A 20,017-nucleotide genomic window follows, 5' to 3' on the forward strand; every position below is an offset into this window, starting at 1 on the left:
TATAAATGGTAGCAGCAGCACTTAAAAAACATGAAGATAAATTATTAATTAAAAATTTAAAAATTCGTCTTACTAAAAATGACCATTATGAATTAAAAACATATTGTTATGAAAGAAATATAACTATGAATGATTTTGTAAGGGATTTAATAAAAAATGCAATTAAACAATCAAAAAAATAATTTAATTTTTAAAAAAGAAACACATCAATATTTTATAAATAAAAAAGAATTAATATCAGTAAGTAAAATACTTGATTATTATTTAGGTAATTCATATTGTAAATGTAATAAATGTAAACATTGTTTTAATATTCATAATGCAAGAATTCGTGGTAATTTTGTTCATAAAGTAGCAGAATTATATTTTAAAAATATAAATATTAAAAATATAACTAATCAAATTAAAAATTATATTAAAGATTTATTTTCACAAAATTATTTAAATTATTGTTATACATTATTAGATTATTTACCTACTAAATTTATTAATACTAATGAATATATTAGTGAAAAAATGTTTAATGCAGATATAGTTGCTGGAACACCAGATTTAATTTATAAAGAAAATAATTTAAATATAATAGTAGATTTTAAAACTTATAAAGTTTTTACTAAAGAATTATTAGAAAAATCAAAATTACAAATAATAGCATATTATTGATTATTAAAAAATAATAATTATGAATTATCAAATACTCATTTTATATGTTGAGTTAAAGAAAATGAAATTGAATTAATAAAAGTTGAAATAACAAATGAATTATTAATTGAATGAGAAAAAGCAATTTGAACATGAAAGGAATTAAAATAAAATGGCAAATGAATTATTAGTGAAAAATATTAATAATGGTAATGTAGAAAAATTTATTAGACAAAAAGGTATTGTTAATAATTTAGAAATACAAAAATTTAAAAGTAATGTATTAGCAATTTCAAATCAATATGGTTTAGATAAAGCATATCCAGATACTATTATTAATAGTTGTTATCAAGCAGTATTATTGAATTTACCATTAGAAAAGAATTTTGGTTATTGTTATATTGTACCTTATTGAGATAGTAATACTAAAGTAAATAATGCTCAATTTCAAATGGGATATAAAGGTTATATTCAATTAGCATTACGTAGTCAACAATATAAAGAAATTAATGTTAGTGATGTTAGATTAACAGAAATTAAAAAAGTAGATAGACTAAAGGGAATTGAATTTAATTGAATACAAGAGGATTTAGAAAGATTAAAACAACCAATTATTGGTTATGTAGCATATTTTCAATTAGTAAATGGTTTTGAAAAAACTTTATATATGTCAAAAGAACAAATTGAAAAACATTTTTTAAAATATTCAAAAACTTATGCAAAAAATAAAGAATTTATTGTTAGTGATTTTGATAGTATGGCATTAAAAACTGTACTTACTCAATTATTAAGAAAATGGGGAATTATGAGTACTGAAATGCAAATTGCATATGAAAGTGACCAAGCAATTATTACTGAAAATGAAAAAATATATATTGATAATCCAAATACTAATAATGTAATTGAAAATAATACGAATTTTCAACAATTAGAAGAAAATATTGAAAAATTGGATAAAGTGGTATTTAAAAATGACTAATTATTTACTTTCAATTGACCCAAGTATAAAAAATACAGGATTTACTTTATGAGAAAAAAGATGTCATGTAATAGATTGCGAAAATAATAATTGTATTGAAATAAAACTATGAATTCCGATATGAATTAAAAGTTTTAATTTTAAAAAACAATATGATTTTCATAAAGAAATAAAATGACAAATTCATGATTTAATTGAAATTACAAGAAAAATTAGTAGATTTAATTTTGTTATTGAACGTGGGACTTTTCATAGTAAAAATGGTATTGGTTATGAAACACAAGAACATTTACGTGGTTTTATTGCTGGACAATTTAATAAATTAATAACAAAAGATATGTTAATAAGTCCAAAAGAATGACAAAATTGATATTTAAAAAAATATTTTAATGAATTAGAAAATAAAAAAATGTGAAATGATAAAGAAATATCTTTTAGTTTTGCATTGAGATTAATAGCAGAAAATAATTGAAATATAACAATATCAAATCATGATGAAGCAGATAGTTTATTAATTGGTTGATATTATTTAAATAAGGAGAATAAATAATGTTAGAATTATTATCTTTAATAGAAGATTATAAAGACTGTAATTTTTATAATAATTATTTAATTTATAAAATAATGAATTTTATTATAAGAAAGGAAAATAAATAATGAGTAAAGAGAATTTAAAACCATGTAAACATTATATATATTATAAAGTACAAAATTATTATTTTGGAGAATGTGATATGTGTGATGAAGAAAAGGAGAATAAATAATGAAAAAAGAAGAATACTGAAAAAACCCATTTAATTTCGAAAGATTTATAGAAAAAGAAAACAAGAAGAACACAAAATGCAATGAAAAGAAAAAATAAAAATTATATTCGTAAAAGTGAATATGGTTGTTGATATTGTGATTGAAAATTAAGATTAAAAGTATATAAAAATAAAAAACAAAAATTAAAAGAAAAGGAGTAAATAATGAATTTATGAGACTTTTTAAAATATAGTGATAAATATAATGTTTTTAAAATATATACAAAAAATACAGAAATATATTTTTCATGAAATGGCGGAAGTAGTGAATTAGATGATGACCGTACTTTATTAGGTTATGAATTAGCTGATTGAAAAGTTTTATCATATAAACAATATCCAAATGAAATTAAAGTATTTATTGAATTAGATAATCAAGAAATGTGTACATATAATCATTTTCCAAAAACAAAAGAAGAAAGATTAAATTATAATAAGGAGTAAATAATGGTTTGATGAGAAATATTAACTATAGTATCAGTAATATTGTTTTTAATGATAATTTCAACAATAATTGGCATTATAACTGAAATTATTAATGAATGATAAAATAAGGAGTAAATAATGACTAAATGAGATTTAGCAAAATGATTAATGGAACAGTGATTAGAAGCAAGAAAAAATAATGATAAAGAATATATGCGAATAATACAAGATAGTTTTAATGAATTTGATTGAGAATAATAACTAATTTATCTATATTTAATAAATATTTATGATATAAAAATAATATAAACTTAATAATAGTTTTTAACTCATTACTTTATTTCAAAGTAAATGAGTTTTTTTAAAAAAAGAAAGGATATTATATACATGTGACCATTTAAAAAAAATGAAGATAGTCCAAGAACAAAAGTTAATAAAAAAGAAGAAGAAAATTGAAATAGAATGAAAGAATGAGATAAAAGACAAGAAGAAAAAAGAGAAGAAAATAAAAAACGAGAATTAGAAAAACAAAAGGAAAAAGAAAGAGAGGCAGAACGGCAAGAAAAAGAATTTAAAAAAGTAAAAGAAAAATTATTAAAAGATGAAGCAGAAAAATCTGAAAGACAAAAAAGATTAGATAATTCTACTCTAAATAGAGATTTATTACACCCTACTTTTGCACGTAATAATTTTCCAAAATTTTAGATACCTTATTAAATAAATAGTCATTGTAATATTTTATAAATAAAAAAAGTTACCTAAATGGTAACTTTTTAATTAGGTGCCAACCTAACAACAATATAATATTAAGAACTTTTTATTTCATATACTTACAAAAGTAAGTCTCTTAATTATACATTATTTAAGATTAGTGGAGTAAATATTATTAAAAAGTAATACTTGTAAAAATAATTACTTCTATAAAAGATAAAATTGATAATATTAAGAATATAATACCAATAATGGTTTTTTTTTCTTTAAAATTTATTTTTTTATTTTTTTCGTAAGAGTTACAGAATAATAGTATCCCAGGTATTAAAGTAACCACTAAAAACAAGGCTCCTATTATTGATAATTTAATTGCTAAGATTGGACTGATAGTTGTTGCTAATAATAACATAAAATTATTCCTTACTTTTTTGTTTTATTATAACATAATTATCTAGGATTAAATACTATTTTCGAAATAGTTAATTTATAATATTTATAATATCTTATATATTGTATTATCCCTAAAACTAATTTTTCACTAAATATACCAAGTTCTAATTGCATAATATTAGGTAATAATTGTATTTTTCACTTAAATTCTTTATCAGATAAATCACAAAAACCTAACATTGTATCTTTTTGATTCTCAATGCTTTGGGTAGTAATATTATCTTCAATTTTACTTTGCATATAAGTACTTTCAATACTATATAAATTATATTCATTTCTATCAATTTCTATACCTATTTTACCATTACCATAATATCCAGCAAATAATCCATGATATATAATATTATTGTCTTCGTAATATTTTAATTTTAATGGATTATTATAAATTGATAATTCTTTTAAGTCTTTTGAAAAAAGAAAAGTTTGAGATTTAGATGGTTTAAATTCTTCTATTGTTGAACAACCACCTGCTTGGCGATTAATAAATTCTTCTGTTTCATATTCATAATGTAAATAAACATCTACACTTTTATAATATCTTTTTAAATCATTAAAAGTTTTAATTAATAATGTAGGGTCTAAATAATCTTTGAAATTAATATTTATTTCTAGTGGTTTGATTTTAGGGACTACATTTTCTACTCATGAATTATAATCTCATATTAATTTATCTTGTGTATGAGTAAATATATGTGTTTCTGGTATATTAACTTCTATACTTGGATTTGCTGGAATTATTACAATTTGTTTTGCTATATTTTGTGGACTTGGTGGTAATATTTTTGCTGGATAACTAAATGTTGTTTCTTCTGTTTCACTATATTCATCATGATTTAATTTATATAAAGTAGTTCAATTAAAAGCATTACCAGTTAAATATCCCATATTATTATATCTAAACTGAGCAATTGATATTTCATTATAATCACCTTGATAAGTAAAAGGATTATCACTATAAAATGTATGTCTTTCTTCACCTTGATGTAAACTTTGTGTAACAATTGTATCAATAATATAAGCATAATTTGACCCATCAATAACTCCATTACTTGTCGGATTTCATTGACATTCAGTATCTTCATTAGTTAATGGTGAAGCAATATCTAAAAATTCTGTATCTTCTGCCATTATATATACTTTATCATCTATTATATGATTAAAAATTTCTTTTGTTTTCTTTTGTGATAAATCAACTGTACTTATTTGTTCTTTTACTTCTAACTTTTTACCAGTTTTAGCATCTCATGGATAAACACTTACTCTATCACTTAATTTCATTGTCATAGCAGTTGTTGAAACATGTGAACCTAACATTTTACCTAATGCAAACTCACTTGAATTACTAAATACATTTAAAGGAATAAATCAATTATTATCATTATTACCAATAATACTTGATAAATTTGAAGCAAAAAATGCACTCATAAATCCATTAAAAAATGGCATATTTTTATATTGTTGAGAATTTTGAGTAATAATAAATCCTACTGGAATACCTAATGTTAAAGCATTTAATAATTTACCTACTAATGGAATTGAACTTAAAGCAAATGGTAATCATTGTACACTATCATAAGGCATTTGAATTAATGAACTAAATACTACACTATTAAAATTTAATATTGCTGACATATATTTTTGTGATATTTTTTTATAATCAACAGTTGGTGAACCAATAACTAATCCAGTATCTGGGTCTTTATATTTAAAATTACTACTCATATCAACATTATATTCACCTTGTAAATTATTTATATTTCATTCACTATCTCAAAAGAATTTTGCTTTACCAATAGCATCACCATTACTTTTAATTGCTAATTCTTTATTACATGTTAATATTCCTTGAAAATCTTTTTGAGCTAACATATCAAATTTTCTTGCTTCTAAAAATTTTTGTCATGTATCATAATGAGTAAATCCAGTAGGTTTAGCGTCCATAATATTATAAAATGTTGTTTCTGTATGACTACTTGTTGTTATTTTATCATTTATACCAGCAAGTAAACCACCATTATTTTTAACTTCAGTTGTAGATTTTTCATTATTACCAGCAATAAATAATCTTCTTGAAGCAAATACTTTACTTTCAAATATTTCTTCATTATTTTGTTGTATTGGTTCTTGACCTTGAATTATTGGTCTTCCATAATAATAACAACTTGTTAATAATTCTAATCCATAACTTTGTCTATGACTATATCTTACACCAATATCACGCATTAAAGTACGATTTAAAGTTACTTTTCCTTGTTGAATAGTTGGGAAAGCATAACCACTACCTGGGCTTGCATATTGTACAAAATCAAGTGTATTTTGACCACTAGAAACTACTCTATCATTTAAACTACTAAAAGTTAATACTTGCATACTAAATGCACCATTATAAGGACTATAATAATTTGTTACATTTGAAATATATAATAATTGTCTATCTTGATTTTTACCACTATTACCACCAATATTTTCATTTTCATCATTAAATACACAAAAAAATTGTAAATAATCATCAATTGTAATATGTTCTTCAAACATTACTAAAGTATATTGTCTTTTTGTTTGTACTGTTTTAAATATTTGATTATTTGGTAAATTACTAAAATCAACACCACTTGTATCATCAATTAAATAAGCATTTCAATAATCACCAATTTTATATTGTTTTGTATAAAATTCATCTTGACCATTAACTTTATGTATTTCTTCATTAATTTTACCTTTATTTTTTTGATATATTTTTGTACTATTTTTTCAAATACATACAACTGGAGTAGTACCAGTTAATATTAATTCATATTGACCAAAATCACTTATTTTACTATTAATAGGTTTATATCCAGTTTCAGTTAAAGGTATAGCACCATTATTAATAATAAATGGAAATATTTTTCAATAACTACATCTTTTAATTAGCAATTGTTTTCTTTTTAATTGAAGATGTAGATGTTTCATTAATTGAATTTGTTGATGTATCATTTTTATTATCTCCTAATAATTTTATTTCTTCTTTATCCTCTTCCATTATTTCTTTATAATGTTTTTTTGCTTGTTGTTTTGTTACTTCATCTAATTCAGCAATTGCTTGTGTATATGACATTGTTCTATCTGCTAATCTTTGACTAATCATTTCTTGTTTTAATAATTGGTCAGTCATAGCAATAGGTAAAAATTTAAAACTATAAGGTCTATCACCAATACCATCTCATAATTTTTCATGAATTAATAACATATCAAAAAATCTATAAAAATAATATGAATAATGACTTATTTTAGTTTCTGTAGTTTCCATATCATTTTTATTATTAAATAATGATTTAGTTTTATTTTCATAATTTACACCAGAAAATTCATTATNTTCTATTTCTAATAATTGTTGTTTATCACTATCTTTTAAATGAGTATTTAATTTTCAATTTTGATAATGATAAATAGTATTATCAATAATAGTAAATTGTTCATATTCATTAATAATTTGTTTTTCATTTTGTGGACAAGCATTTATAGTTTTTTTAATAAATTCATTTAAAATACTTCAAGGATTACAACTTTCAATTTCTAATAATTGATTTGCACCACGAATAGCATCTTTTAAATCTTGATAATCATTTTCAGTAATTTCATATCTTTCATCACTTCATATAATTACATAATCATATAAATAATTACTTGCTAATCCAGTTAATTTAACATTACTATTATCTTGTGAATGTAAATATTTACAACTTATTTTACTACCATTAAATTCAATAGTTTTTTTAGTTTCACTAATAATAAAATTAATACTAGGATAAGTTGCTCTAATAATTTGTTTTAATTCTTGTCAACTATCATTTAATTGTTTTGACATATTACGAATTAAATAAGCATGAATATTAATATTATCTAACATTAATAAAATACCAAGAAATTCAATATCACTAAATGTTTTACCAGATTTACGACTACCTAATTGTTTAATTTTATTAATATTTAAAGGTTGTTTTAAATACATTCTTTTAGCAATATCTAATAAATAACCAAAATTACTTAACATTTATTCTTACCTTTATTTTCTAAACTAATTGCTATAGGGGCTGTATTATCACTACTTTTTATATCAATTTTTGTAGATAAATGATATTCTTTCACAAATGCTCTTTCTAAATATCATGCAGTATTATTTGCATTTGCTTTTAAATATCTTTGTGTATTAATATGGCGTATTTGTAAATATGCTCAATTAATTTGTTGTAAAAAAGTATTTCTCTTTTTTTGTTTTCAACTATAAAGAGTATTTTCTGTAATATCTAAATAAACTAACATACCAATTTTAGTAGGTACTTCTTCAGTTTGTTTACAATGATTAAAATATTCTTCTAATTTTTCTCTTAATGCTTTTGCATCATTAAAAATTGTTCTTATTTTTATTTTTTCTTCTTGCACATAAAAATCTCCTTTCATATTCTTTAAAAAAACAAAAATTTATGATATAATTAATATAATCTTTAAGTTAAGTTTGGCACAATAACTTATTAACTTTATTAATTACTTCATATATTCTTTTATTTAATTTTTATAATATAATTATAACAAAAAATAGCATTTATAGTGCTATTTTTTTATTATTTGGTCTTTTTCTCATTTAATTATCTTACCAGTTTCTCATTTATTTTTAAATTTTTCATCTTTATTTTTTTTGTCAATATCTTTTTTTATTTTTCAATAATTTTTATTATATGTTTCTTCTTCAATTTTTTTATTATTTCACAAAATTGCTATACCTGTAATTAAACCAAATAAGTTTAATGAAACAAATAATAACAATAAACCAAATCCATTATTTTTATAACATAACATTAATCCTTTAATAGTAATTAAAATTATTGCTATTAAACCTATTATTGCTAAAGATATTCATAATCATAATATTTGCATTTTTTATTTTCCTTTTCTATTTATATTTTTCTTTATTGTACATTATTTTATTAAAAAAGAAAAGATAACTAATAAAAGTTATCTTTTAAACGTAAATAGAATTTGCAGTTTATTTTATCGTTCTTTAGCATTATACTCTAAAATATGAAATCACTAATATATTAGCAAAATATTTTCAAAAAATCCATGATTTTGATGAATATTTTTTTCTAAATAGAGATAAAAATCAATATAAAGTTGCTTGAACATGTAATAGAACAATAAATACTCCAATTGGAATGGATACTTTTAGACAAAGAGTTTATTGAGATAAAATTAATAAAAAACATTATTATCCAATTTATGAAGAATTTGGTATTAAAAAAAGAGCAAGAATTACTAATGATTTATATTTTGATATATTATTTGGACTATTAAGTTCTGTTTCTCATAATGATTGACCACTACCACCAAAAGCACTAATAGTATTAGTTTTTTCATCAATCTTAATATTTTCACCAGCAATTAATTTATCTTGCTTTTTATCAACATATTCTTTAGTTGTAGCATCACTTAAAAATGTAGGTGTTCCAACATCAATAAGTCTTCTACCATTAACATCAATACCTTTATCATCTTTTGGAACAATAAAATTAGGATTATCTTTATTAATTTCTCATAATGATTACCACTACTACCATTAACACTAATAACTTTATTTTCTTGACCTTCTTTACCATCAACTAATTTCATAGTATCATTACTAAAATATTTAGTAAATAATTCAATTGTTGTTAAATTATCAAATGATTTTATACCAGTAGTATCAATTCATACTTCAGTACCAATTAAATGTTTAGGATGTTTAAGATATATTTTTACTCTTGTATCATTTGTCTTTAAATTTATTAATTCTAAATATCTTGTAAAAGGACTATCTTCACCATAATTACTATAAAAATTACTAAAAAAATCATTTCTTTTAGGTAAAACATCTAAATTAAATCCAGTAATATTTGGATATTCTTTAATTTTTCTTAAACAATTAAATACTTCTGGAACAATAAAATAAGGGTCAGTAGGATTATTTTCACTATAAGTCATACCACCTTGACTAATACTTGATTGACCACGATATAATTACTATCTTTTGTTAATAAAAATCTAACATAATGTGCAGTTGCAGTTTGTATTTCATCAGTAAATTCTGTTAATGTAGTTTCTGGTCATTTTTTTGAAATAGAATATCCACTTAAATAATCAATATTATTACTTGCAACTGAAATAGCAAATCAAATTTCATTATCTGGTGTTGTAGTATCATCAAATTCTAATTTATTAAATCCTTTTCAATTTTTAAATTCTTCAATTGTAATAAATATTAATGGGTCTTTAATAGCCATAATAATTTACTCCTTAATGTAAAATAAAGGGTATTTAAACCCTTTAAATTCCAACTTTAGTTGCTTTTTGTTTATCTTTTTCAGATAATTCTTTACGTTTTGCTCTTTGACTTATAATAGTATTTTTAAATACTTCTTCTTTTTCATTATCATTATTAAAACTATCAAGTAATTTTGCAACTGATGTAGTTTCTAATTGTAATTGAGAATTTATTTGTTTAATATTTTCAATAATAAATTGAATTTCTTTATCTCTTTTTAATTCTTTTGATATTTTATTTTGTTTTGATTTTTTAATAAATTTTGATAAGAAAAGTAAAACAATAGTAACTATAATTCCAGTAGTTATTGCTCCACTTAATACTGCTGTTATTAATTCTTTTGATAAATTCATTTTTTATTCCTCCAATTGTATTTTATTTGAATGTTGTTTACATAAATGACATTCTTTTTTATGTTTTTTAATTTCTTTATATTGATATATTAAATATGGACTTGTAATAATAATTGGTATAGTTATTAATAAATATTTAATTAATTTTCCATAATTACCTAATTTAGTAATAATATTTAAACTAATATGACCAAACATAGGAAATAAGGTTAATATTAAATGGTCAGGTCAAGTAAAATTATATTCATTAGTATAAATACCTATTCCCATTTCTATTGGTATTTTTGGTATTAATCAAGGTGTTATTGTAAAAAATAATGTTATTAACATACCAATAATATGACTTGTTATTTTTAAAATATTTGATATTAAAATTTTTATTTTATCAATATGACTACTATTTTTATTAAATCAAATTTTATTTAATCTTTTATATTCTTTATTATCTTTACTTAATGGATTAATAGTATTTCATATACCAATTGGTTTAATTGGTTTATCTAATTCAATAATAATTACCACCTACTTTCATGTTTTATAAAAATTAGAATTTTTTTTAATTTTTATATATTTTTTTGTATGTAAAGAATTTTTTAATAATTGTTTTCTTTCATATCTTCATTGATTACTTCCAATTTCATTTTTAGATAAATTTTTATATTCTTTTAATTTAAAAAAACCTTTTTCTAATCTATTAATAAAATTCATAGTTTTTTGTACATTAATATTATTTGGATAAATTACACTAGTATCTTGAGACCCATAATATTTACCTTTTTTTGCTAATTCACTTTTAACATATTTTCTTAATTGACTTGGTAATCATTTTCTATTTCAAAATTTTCAAAATATAGTTCCAGCACCAGAACCATTTTTACCTTTTGCTTGTGTCATTAATATTCATATTTCTTGTGGAAATGCTGGATAAGTATAAGGACCATATCATATTTGTCTTTTATCATTATCACTTTGAAATAATGTTGTTAAAGTTCCTATTTTTAAATTTTTATTATCAACAATAAATCTTCCTTTTTTAAATCATGAACTTGATAATACTTCTCATGCATTATCTGGTATTTCTTCTTCATTTTCTTTAAATAAATTATCAAATTTATTTACATAATTTTTAACTGTTCTAATTTCTGTTGGCATAATAGATTTTTTAAAACTATTTACTGGATTTTTAAATTTATTAATTTCATTTTGTAATATAGATAATTCACTTGGTTTTAATATACTTGTTAATTTTTTAAGCATATTTGGATTAAAAACACTATATGGTTGATGTATTTCTTTTTCACTGATATTTTCACTATCAAATACTGCTTTTAATGATTGATTTTTATAATAAGTTTTTAAAGCATTTATTAATACTAATTTAATATCATTTGAAGCAAGTGCATAATATATTCATTCAATAATCAAGTGCATAATATATTCATTCAATAATTAAAGGTAACATTATAATCTATATATTGATTGTCTTTCATATAAAACATCACTACTTCCACTATTATTACTAATAACATCACTATTAATTAATCTTCTTGTTTCATCTGTAAATGATGTTTCTTGCATTTCTTGATTATGATTTATAGTTTCCATTGGTAATAAATTATGTATAATTTCACTTGCACCAGCAACTATGGTAGGTATGGCATAAGCATTATTAAAATCATTATTAATACCCATAGCAACACCACTTGAAATTAAACATCCACCAGTTGCCATATTACATATTTTTCTTATTACTTCAAATCTATTAGGTATTAATTCACTTAACCCACCAATTAGATTTGATATACCATAAATATTTAAACTAATATATGTATCTCAATCCATTAAATTATTATCATTATTAGTAGTTAATAATAAATCATCTGGAAATGGATTAGGATTTGGATTAATTGAAGAATTAGTAAATTTTGCATAATTAACTAAACCAATAGTCCCTAATCCTAATAATATTTTTTTACTTGAATTTAATATTTTCTTTTTAGTACTTGGCATTTGATTTAAATTTCATATATCAATTCCTAACTTTTTACTAAATAATAAAGCATTAATACTTCCTAATATTGGATTACTAATAATTTGACCATAATAAGCACTTGTACCAATCATTGCTGATAATGGACTTATTCCAGTTCTTATTAATTTCAATAAAGTATAATTATTTGATTGTACATTGGTGTCATTTGGCATTTTCATTTACTCCTTTTAATAAATTAGTTTGTTTTTCTATTTTAATAATTACTTTACCTTCACAATTTATATTATCTCCTACACATATTGCATAACTATCATGTACATCACTTACTATAAAATAATCATTTCTTAATTTAGGATATTCATCTAATAAAATTGCTCTTATATCATTACTACTTGTTAAATCTTGTGGTTTAGCAGAATAAATAATAATATGTGATTTTTCATTAAAATATTTATATATAAATTCCATAATTATTTTTTAGTAAATTCTAAATTTACTACTCCATAATATTCAGTATTATTACCAGTCATAGTAGCACTTGTGGATTTAACATCACTAAATGTTGCTTTACCTTTTTCATAACCAACATTACCAGCATTTAATATTGCATTTTCTAATTCATCATTAGTAGGAGTTGTTCCTGCCATAGTAATTTTTCCTAAATTTCTATAATAAATAACATCTTCTAAATTTAATTTATTAATATCATCATATAAAGTTGATTGATAAGTTGCATTTTCATTTTTAGGATTAGTTAAAAAATCTTTTGTTCTTGCTTCTTTAATTTCAGCAAGTGTAGGCATAGTTGGTCTAATTAAATACATTAAATTAGGTCTAATAGCACTAGGTAATGCAAATAAACATTTACCAATAATTTTAATATTATCTGTATCATTATCTAATTTTTGTCTTATTTTAGTAAATGAAATAGGCATACCTCACATATATCTATTAACTACAAAACCATGTGTATTTTTTAAACTATAATCTTTTTCTAAATGCATTGCTTTTTCAGTATCATGAATAAATTCTTGTTCTAAATAAAAACTTTCTCAAAATTCCATACCAGCAATTAAACTTGTATATCTTCTACCATATGCTAATGTATCTGCTGAAATTTGACTATAATTTAAAACAGTAAATGCTTTTGATAAACCTAAATTACTATCAATTCCAGTTGCTCCCATTAAATCTTCTCTATTAGTTCCAACAGTAATATAATTTACTAATTTAATTAATTTATTATTTCTTGCTCAAATTTTATAATATGCTTCTTTTGCTTGTTCTGCATTCATATTAATTAAATCTAAAGGTAATACTAATGATTTAGCAATAGCATAATCTTGAATACCATTTAAAAATATTAATTCTAAATTTTCACCTAAATTTCTCATAAAACTTGCTGTTCAATTTGAAACAATTTGTACTGCAATATCTTTTGGTGATTTCATAAATCTTTCAATATCAAATTCTGGAATTTCAAAATCAATTGTTAAATATTTATTAATTTCTAATTTAGTTGTATATACTTCACCTTTTTGTCTTTTAGTACCTTTATCTCATGTTCATGTTGAACCTCATAATACACGAACAGTTGCTCTATAAATTGCTATAGCAACTCCAGCCATTTCACCAATTTGAGAAGCACTACAAGTTCCACGCATAAACATTGTTGATTTTTCACTTGTTAATTCACCACGTACTTGTGCTTCAAGTACACTTAAAATAGTATTTTATGTAGGATTATTACCTTTAATAAAAAATGCTTCAGGTATTTTTATAACTCCCATAATAAAACTTCTTTCTATTTACTAATAGATTGAAAAGCTTCATTTCTAGTAATTTCAACTAATTCTTCTAATTCTTTTTGATTAGTCATTCCTTCTGTTTTTGCTTTATTTTTTAAATCTTGAGCAATTTTAAAATGATCTAATGAATTATTATGTAATTTTAAAATTAAATCAGTAGGATTAATTAAATTATCTTGTTGTTTATTTTCTTGTTTAATAGGTTCTGATTTATCAATTAAAAAATCTTTATAATCTTCATTTATTTTATTAAATGCTTTTTGTTTAGATAAAGATTTATAATTATCAGTACTCATTAAATTTTTAATTAAATTTACTTTTTTAGTATCTTTAATATTTGAAAATAATTGTTGCTCTTCAAAACTATTAATTTTATTTTCATATTCTTTTATTTTTGTTTCATATTCACTTAATTTAGGTTCAATATCTTTTTTACTTTCAGCATATACTACATTTCTATGTTGTTTTAGTAAACTTTTAACATCATCTAAACTATAATTCTCTTTTTCATCAAAAGTAAAATCACTCATACTTTTAATCTCCCTTGTTAATAAAATTTTAATAATTCACTTGGTTAATAGGTCACTTTTATATATGTTAATTTAACATATTCACTTTAATATATTATATCATTTTTATCCTTTAAAATAAATTAAAAAAACCTATATTTATTATAGGTTTCTAATCATTATTTTCTATTTTTCTTGGTTCACAAAGATTAATAATTATATTACTTTGTGTATTATTATCTTCTTCATTAATATCAAATTCATTTGGATAACTAACTTGTCAATGTTTATAAATTATTTCTGGTTTTACTAATGATTTTTCTAACATATGAGTTGAAATAATTGCTCTTGCATTATCATAATCTTTAATAAATTTTTTACGTCATGGATTGCTTCTACGTCGGCAATCATAAACAAATTTTCTATCAATTCCAAGTGCATTATTTAATCCTTGTGGAGTTAATATAACCTTTTTAGTTCTTAAATAATTATCAATTTGAGTTTTATAATTAACACTTAATTTTTCACCATATTTTTTTTCTTTTTCTGGCATATTATCACCTTATTTTAAAACATATATATTTAATTATATCATTTTATAGTTATCATATTTCCAAACTTTTTTTCTAAAATTACTATAATCAAAATCATAAATTAAGAAAGGAAATAATATTATGAATTTTCTTAGTAATGAACTTAATTATGATGAACTTGATAATCAAATTAAAAATAATAGTTTAAATTATTTAACAAATTTATTAAAAGTATATGATGATTTTTGACATCAAAATATATATGATAAAAATAAGCATAAATATGTTAAAACTGCTCCAAGAAGTCCAAATACTCAATATGGTAAAATAAATAATTTTTATCGTAGATGTTATTTAATATTAGAAACTAATGAATATTATTATCCTTTAGATGATTATATAAAAATTAAGAAAATAAAAAGAACACTTAAAAGTTTAGAACATGCAATCATAAAAAATTCAGGTAATGGTAAAAGACAATCTGATGTACAAGATATAATAAAAAATAGTAATTTTTCTAAAACATATATGACTAATGTAATGAAAAATGCAGTAATAGGAGTTGAAGAAATAAAAGAAAAAAAACTAATTTTATCAAATGAAAAATTATTTGTAAATATGGATGATTGTTTTATATCTTCATTATTTAATAATAAAAAGCAAAAAAATCGTATTCGTACAATTAGTGCAAATAAGGGTAAAGATTTAGAAAAATCTACTAAAAGTAGAAATATTTTAAAAGATAAAAAAATTACTTATATGAAAACTAAAAATGATCAAAGAATTAAAAGACAAGAATTAATTGATAAAATTTATGAATTTCTTGATTTACAATATATTTATTTTAAAAGTAGTTTAGTATTTATTGGTGATGGTGCGCCTTGAATTAAAACTACTGCTAAAAAAGAAAATATTCCTTATGTAATTGATAGACATCATGCATTTAAAGCACTTAAAAAAGGATTTATTTTTAATAGAAAAGTAGATAATAAAAAATTAACAAATTCATATAATTTATTTATTAATGGTGAATATTATTCATTATTAGATTATTTAAAAGAAAATAATGTTAATGAAGAAATATATAAATATTTTAAAAATAATAAAGAAGGTGTTATAAATCAAAAAGAAAATTGAAATCAAGGAGTTTGTGCTGAAAGTGATGTATCACATTTAGTTAAATCTTTAAAAGGTTATGGTGCTAAAATTTATAATGATAAAGTACTTGATAATATGCTTATAATTAATTCAGCAAGAATTAATAAATTAAATCTTTTACTTTAAATTTTTAAAATTTAATAAATCTAAACCTAAGTAGTTAGGAATTTTTATTTTAGATAATTTTAAAATAATAGTTTAAAATACTTGAATAAATCTATAAAAAGGTATATAATAAAACCAAAAATTAATAATTTAAAGTTGTCTTTTATTTAAAGAAAATTAAATTATAACTATTAACTTTACTCACCCTTAAATTAAAAACTAAATGTAATTAATAATTAAGTATGTAATTTTACATTTATCTTAACATTTAGCCAATATAAATCAACAATAATACGTAATTTAAATAGTTAATAATAACTATATCTTGTCTTTTAAATTTTAAAAATAAATATATTATCTTTATTGATTGTAAAATTTCAGAAAAAATGTTAAAAAAACTACAAACTAAATATAGTTTTTAACCTATTTACTTTGTTTCTCAAAGTAAATAGGTTTTTATTTTTAAAAGGAGAAAAAACATGAAAAAAATATTAAAAATAATAAGTGGTTTAATAATTATTACAAGTACAAGTTTAAGCGCTATTGGATGTTATAAAAATAACAATATTTATGATTTAAAAGTGTTACAATCAATAATTTGACAAGAATCAGCAGAAAGAAAAATATCCTTATTAAATACTTTTCGTGCAGCAATAAAACAGTATGATGATGTTATAGAAGCAAATAAAAAGCATTTATCATTAGATGTTATTTACGCAACCGCAAATAAACCTAATGCCAAAAATGATGAAGAAGATAAAAATTACACTGTGCATTATAATGAATCAAAAATTGAAGCTAATAAATATGTACCTATTGTTATTACTGATTTGGATGAAACATTCATAAATAATATTGGTTTTTCAATTTATAAATTTTTTAATCCAAAAATGAAAGATATGGATTATGAATTTAAAAAATGAGTTGATCATCAAGTCAATTTTGAAGAACAACTTTATAATGGAGTTTTAGAATTTGTTAAACATGTATGAAAAAGTGGTGGTATTGTTTTATTTGATTCAAATCGTTTTCAAGGCGAAAATATCAAGTATGGAGATGAAGCAATACCAACTAAAAAACTACTAGAAAATAATTATTATCCAAAGGCATTTCTTGATAGTTATGTTTGATGAATGCAAGGAGTAACTAAATATAATTCAAATAATTATAAAGATTTAATTTCAAAAGAAAATCGTTTTAATTATATTAATAATAACAATTTTAAATTATCATCAAAAGATAAAAGTAGTATGCAAATAAAAAATTGAGAAAATGATTTAGTAGCAATAAAAAATGTACCATCACATATTGTAATGAGATTGGGTGATAACATTAATGATTTTCATTCTAATTTAACTAATTCAAAATTAATTGATAAAATATCATTAAAAAATGAATTAATAAATAATAAAAATTTTAATAACTTAATTGGTAAAGTGGGAGATGAATTTTGATTTACAAAAAATGAAAATGGAGAAATAATAGAACATTATTGAAAAGAAAATGAAAAAAATAGTTTAATTGATAGTGATCTAAAAAACCTTGGTTTTGTAAAAGAAATTAAACTAGAAGAAGGAAAAACTGGTTGAAAAGAAACTTATGTACTAGTTGGCGGTAATGATGTATATGGTAATTTTTTATGAGATTTAGAAAAAAAATATGGTTCTAATTTAGATAATTGATTAAATTTACTAAAACATTATTTCAAAAAATATGAAAATATATGAAAATAATTTACAAAGTTAATATATTTGATATATATATGTTTATTAATTGTAAATTTTCAAAAAGATGTTAAAAATAACTATAAACTAAATATTGTTTTTAACCTATTTACTTTGTTTTTCAAAGTAAATAGGTTTTTATTTTTAAAAGGAGTAAAAAAATGAATAAAGAAATTGAACAAGAAATAAAAAACTTAATGTTTAAAGAAATAAAAAAATTAAAAATATATGCTATTAACTATCATAATTACAAAAAGAAAATACAATTTAATGATATAGATATTCAAAATATAAATAATAGTATTGAAGATAAAAGTAAAAAAAGTAATATAAACAGTATTATGAGAGAACATAATTATGCAAAAACATTACCTATTTTATAAAAAAATTTAATTTAGTTATAAAAAGTTTTAATATCAAAAATAGTAAGAACATATGTTCTTACTATTTTTGTAAACTTTGGTCTTGATAATTTTTTCAATAATTTAAAATTACATCATCATTAAATAAATTAATTTCATTTTTCTTAATTCCTTTTTTTAATTTATTTATATTTTGTCATAATATATTTTGTAAAGGTATTGGATACTTTCATATTCGACGATTAGTTTTAAATTCTTTCAAGTCTAACAGTTTATAAGAACGATTAGGAAATACTTTAACATCTAAATCATAATCAATGTATTTAACTGTTTGCGAATCTAAAATAAAGGGACTGGCAATATTACAATAATAATGAACACCATCATTACGAATCATACAAATAATATTGTATCAATCATTTTTAAAAAATAACCAAATTGCTGGATCAACGGTTGTTCATTTACGACCATTAATTTCAGTAATTGTTACATTCTCATTTACTAAAACTAAATATTTTTCAGTATCTTCTAAAACAATTGAATTATTTCAACTACGATATAAATCGCCATTATGCTTATATGCATGAATTGAAAGTATTTGCCCTTCTTTAAGGTACATATACATTTAAACCTCAACTTTCTGCAAATCATAAAACATAATAATTATACCATTATTTATTTAGTAAACAAAAAGCGAAAAATAAATTTATAATAATATTTATTTAAAAAAGAAAAAACTCCAAAAAGGAGTAGTAAAAAACATAATTTTATTAAATGGGGCGACTGACGGGATTCGAACCCGCGAATGTCAGTTCCACAAACTGATGCGCTAGACCGCTACGCCACAGTCGCCATATTAGTTTTTATAAGTAAAACCGTTAAATATTATACAATAAATTTATGATTTTTTAATATTTTTTTTCATAAAACTACAAAAATAATCATCTAATTTTCGTATATAACAATAACAATAATAAAAAACAATGTTACTATTAACAATTAGAACACAATTTAAAATTAATAATTATGGTTAATTATTAATTTAAATACTCTTAAAATAAAGTTTTATGCCCTTAATAAAAAGCATAAAAATGTAATAGATAATATCTTTATTAGCTACTTGC

Annotated in this window: 24 protein-coding genes and 1 tRNA gene; 9 read left to right on the plus strand and 16 right to left on the minus strand. The window is 21.0% G+C overall.

What is annotated here, in order from left to right:
• Positions 1-5 precede the first annotated feature (5 nt).
• From SPIRDC1_RS08300 to SPIRDC1_RS08325, 6 genes are all read left to right on the plus strand, one after another.
• Positions 6-182, plus strand: a complete 177-nt coding sequence (locus SPIRDC1_RS08300; RefSeq protein WP_199188879.1) for a hypothetical protein — start codon at positions 6-8, stop codon at positions 180-182.
• The gene (locus tag SPIRDC1_RS08305; RefSeq protein ID WP_174481377.1) at positions 157-813 is read left to right on the plus strand and encodes a PD-(D/E)XK nuclease family protein; all 657 of its coding nucleotides are present in this window, start codon (positions 157-159) and stop codon (positions 811-813) included. Before SPIRDC1_RS08300 ends, SPIRDC1_RS08305 begins: the two co-directional genes overlap by 26 nt.
• Position 814: 1 nt before the next feature.
• Entirely contained in the window at positions 815-1,621 is an 807-nt protein-coding gene (locus tag SPIRDC1_RS08310; RefSeq protein ID WP_174481378.1) for a recombinase RecT, read from the plus strand.
• Positions 1,614-2,171 carry a hypothetical protein gene (locus tag SPIRDC1_RS08315; protein WP_174481379.1) on the plus strand — a complete coding sequence of 186 codons (558 nt, stop codon included), beginning with the start codon at positions 1,614-1,616 and terminating at the stop codon, positions 2,169-2,171. The genes SPIRDC1_RS08310 and SPIRDC1_RS08315 overlap by 8 nt, the downstream gene beginning before the upstream one ends.
• A gap of 418 nt (positions 2,172-2,589) precedes the next feature.
• Positions 2,590-2,868, plus strand: coding sequence for a hypothetical protein (locus SPIRDC1_RS08320; RefSeq protein ID WP_174481380.1), 279 nt, complete (start codon positions 2,590-2,592; stop codon positions 2,866-2,868).
• Positions 2,869-3,237: 369 nt separating this feature from the next.
• Complete coding sequence (locus SPIRDC1_RS08325) at positions 3,238-3,555, plus strand: hypothetical protein (protein ID WP_174481381.1); 318 nt, start codon at positions 3,238-3,240, stop codon at positions 3,553-3,555.
• A 181-nt stretch (positions 3,556-3,736) separates the two neighbouring features.
• On the opposite strand, the gene SPIRDC1_RS08330 is transcribed toward SPIRDC1_RS08325, so the two are convergent.
• The 14 genes from SPIRDC1_RS08330 to SPIRDC1_RS08400 form a co-directional block, all read right to left on the minus strand.
• Complete coding sequence (locus tag SPIRDC1_RS08330; protein WP_174481382.1) at positions 3,737-3,970, minus strand: hypothetical protein; 234 nt, start codon at positions 3,968-3,970, stop codon at positions 3,737-3,739.
• 38 nt (positions 3,971-4,008) lie between these two features.
• A complete protein-coding gene (locus tag SPIRDC1_RS08335) occupies positions 4,009-6,987 on the minus strand; it encodes a hypothetical protein (RefSeq protein WP_174481383.1) in 2,979 nt (992 codons plus the stop codon).
• Between the two features lie 1,050 nt (positions 6,988-8,037).
• Positions 8,038-8,433 carry a terminase small subunit gene (locus SPIRDC1_RS08345; protein WP_174480004.1) on the minus strand — a complete coding sequence of 132 codons (396 nt, stop codon included), beginning with the start codon at positions 8,431-8,433 and terminating at the stop codon, positions 8,038-8,040.
• A 168-nt stretch (positions 8,434-8,601) separates the two neighbouring features.
• Entirely contained in the window at positions 8,602-8,925 is a 324-nt protein-coding gene (locus tag SPIRDC1_RS08350) for a hypothetical protein (protein ID WP_174481385.1), read from the minus strand.
• Positions 8,926-9,477: 552 nt separating this feature from the next.
• Complete coding sequence (locus tag SPIRDC1_RS08355) at positions 9,478-10,008, minus strand: hypothetical protein (RefSeq protein WP_174481386.1); 531 nt, start codon at positions 10,006-10,008, stop codon at positions 9,478-9,480.
• Positions 9,942-10,307, minus strand: coding sequence for a hypothetical protein (locus SPIRDC1_RS08360; RefSeq protein WP_174481387.1), 366 nt, complete (start codon positions 10,305-10,307; stop codon positions 9,942-9,944). The genes SPIRDC1_RS08355 and SPIRDC1_RS08360 overlap by 67 nt, the downstream gene beginning before the upstream one ends.
• A gap of 43 nt (positions 10,308-10,350) precedes the next feature.
• Positions 10,351-10,701 (minus strand): hypothetical protein, encoded by a 351-nt coding sequence (locus SPIRDC1_RS08365; RefSeq protein ID WP_174481388.1) that lies wholly within the window; start codon positions 10,699-10,701, stop codon positions 10,351-10,353.
• A gap of 3 nt (positions 10,702-10,704) precedes the next feature.
• A complete protein-coding gene (locus SPIRDC1_RS08370; RefSeq protein ID WP_174481389.1) occupies positions 10,705-11,223 on the minus strand; it encodes a hypothetical protein in 519 nt (172 codons plus the stop codon).
• Positions 11,224-12,132 carry a hypothetical protein gene (locus SPIRDC1_RS08375; RefSeq protein WP_174481390.1) on the minus strand — a complete coding sequence of 303 codons (909 nt, stop codon included), beginning with the start codon at positions 12,130-12,132 and terminating at the stop codon, positions 11,224-11,226.
• Between the two features lie 30 nt (positions 12,133-12,162).
• Entirely contained in the window at positions 12,163-12,906 is a 744-nt protein-coding gene (locus tag SPIRDC1_RS08380) for a hypothetical protein (protein ID WP_174481391.1), read from the minus strand.
• The gene (locus tag SPIRDC1_RS08385; protein ID WP_174481392.1) at positions 12,875-13,162 is read right to left on the minus strand and encodes a hypothetical protein; all 288 of its coding nucleotides are present in this window, start codon (positions 13,160-13,162) and stop codon (positions 12,875-12,877) included. Before SPIRDC1_RS08385 ends, SPIRDC1_RS08380 begins: the two co-directional genes overlap by 32 nt.
• A 2-nt stretch (positions 13,163-13,164) precedes the next feature.
• Complete coding sequence (locus tag SPIRDC1_RS08390; protein WP_174481393.1) at positions 13,165-14,364, minus strand: hypothetical protein; 1,200 nt, start codon at positions 14,362-14,364, stop codon at positions 13,165-13,167.
• 134 nt (positions 14,365-14,498) lie between these two features.
• Complete coding sequence (locus tag SPIRDC1_RS08395) at positions 14,499-15,032, minus strand: hypothetical protein (protein ID WP_174481394.1); 534 nt, start codon at positions 15,030-15,032, stop codon at positions 14,499-14,501.
• Positions 15,033-15,183: 151 nt separating this feature from the next.
• Complete coding sequence (locus tag SPIRDC1_RS08400; protein WP_174481395.1) at positions 15,184-15,564, minus strand: hypothetical protein; 381 nt, start codon at positions 15,562-15,564, stop codon at positions 15,184-15,186.
• A gap of 121 nt (positions 15,565-15,685) precedes the next feature.
• Here SPIRDC1_RS08400 and SPIRDC1_RS08405 point away from each other — a divergent pair, with 121 nt between their 5' ends.
• The 3 genes from SPIRDC1_RS08405 (at position 15,686) to SPIRDC1_RS08415 (ending at position 18,914) form a co-directional block, all read left to right on the plus strand.
• Entirely contained in the window at positions 15,686-16,828 is a 1,143-nt protein-coding gene (locus SPIRDC1_RS08405) for an Mbov_0401 family ICE element transposase-like protein (protein ID WP_174481396.1), read from the plus strand.
• A 458-nt stretch (positions 16,829-17,286) separates the two neighbouring features.
• Positions 17,287-18,540, plus strand: coding sequence for an HAD family acid phosphatase (locus SPIRDC1_RS08410; RefSeq protein ID WP_174481397.1), 1,254 nt, complete (start codon positions 17,287-17,289; stop codon positions 18,538-18,540).
• A gap of 152 nt (positions 18,541-18,692) precedes the next feature.
• On the plus strand, positions 18,693-18,914 hold the full coding sequence (locus SPIRDC1_RS08415) for a hypothetical protein (protein WP_174481398.1): 222 nt from the start codon (positions 18,693-18,695) through the stop codon (positions 18,912-18,914).
• Positions 18,915-18,975: 61 nt separating this feature from the next.
• Here SPIRDC1_RS08415 and SPIRDC1_RS08420 read toward each other — a convergent pair whose 3' ends face one another.
• On the minus strand, positions 18,976-19,512 hold the full coding sequence (locus SPIRDC1_RS08420; protein ID WP_174481399.1) for a DUF402 domain-containing protein: 537 nt from the start codon (positions 19,510-19,512) through the stop codon (positions 18,976-18,978).
• 156 nt (positions 19,513-19,668) lie between these two features.
• Positions 19,669-19,745: transfer RNA gene (locus SPIRDC1_RS08425), tRNA-His, on the minus strand.
• Positions 19,746-20,017: the final 272 nt, after the last annotated feature.

The organism is Spiroplasma endosymbiont of Danaus chrysippus, assembly GCF_902809815.1.
Taxonomy (GTDB): Bacteria; Bacillota_I; Bacilli_A; order Mycoplasmatales; family VBWQ01; genus Spiroplasma_E.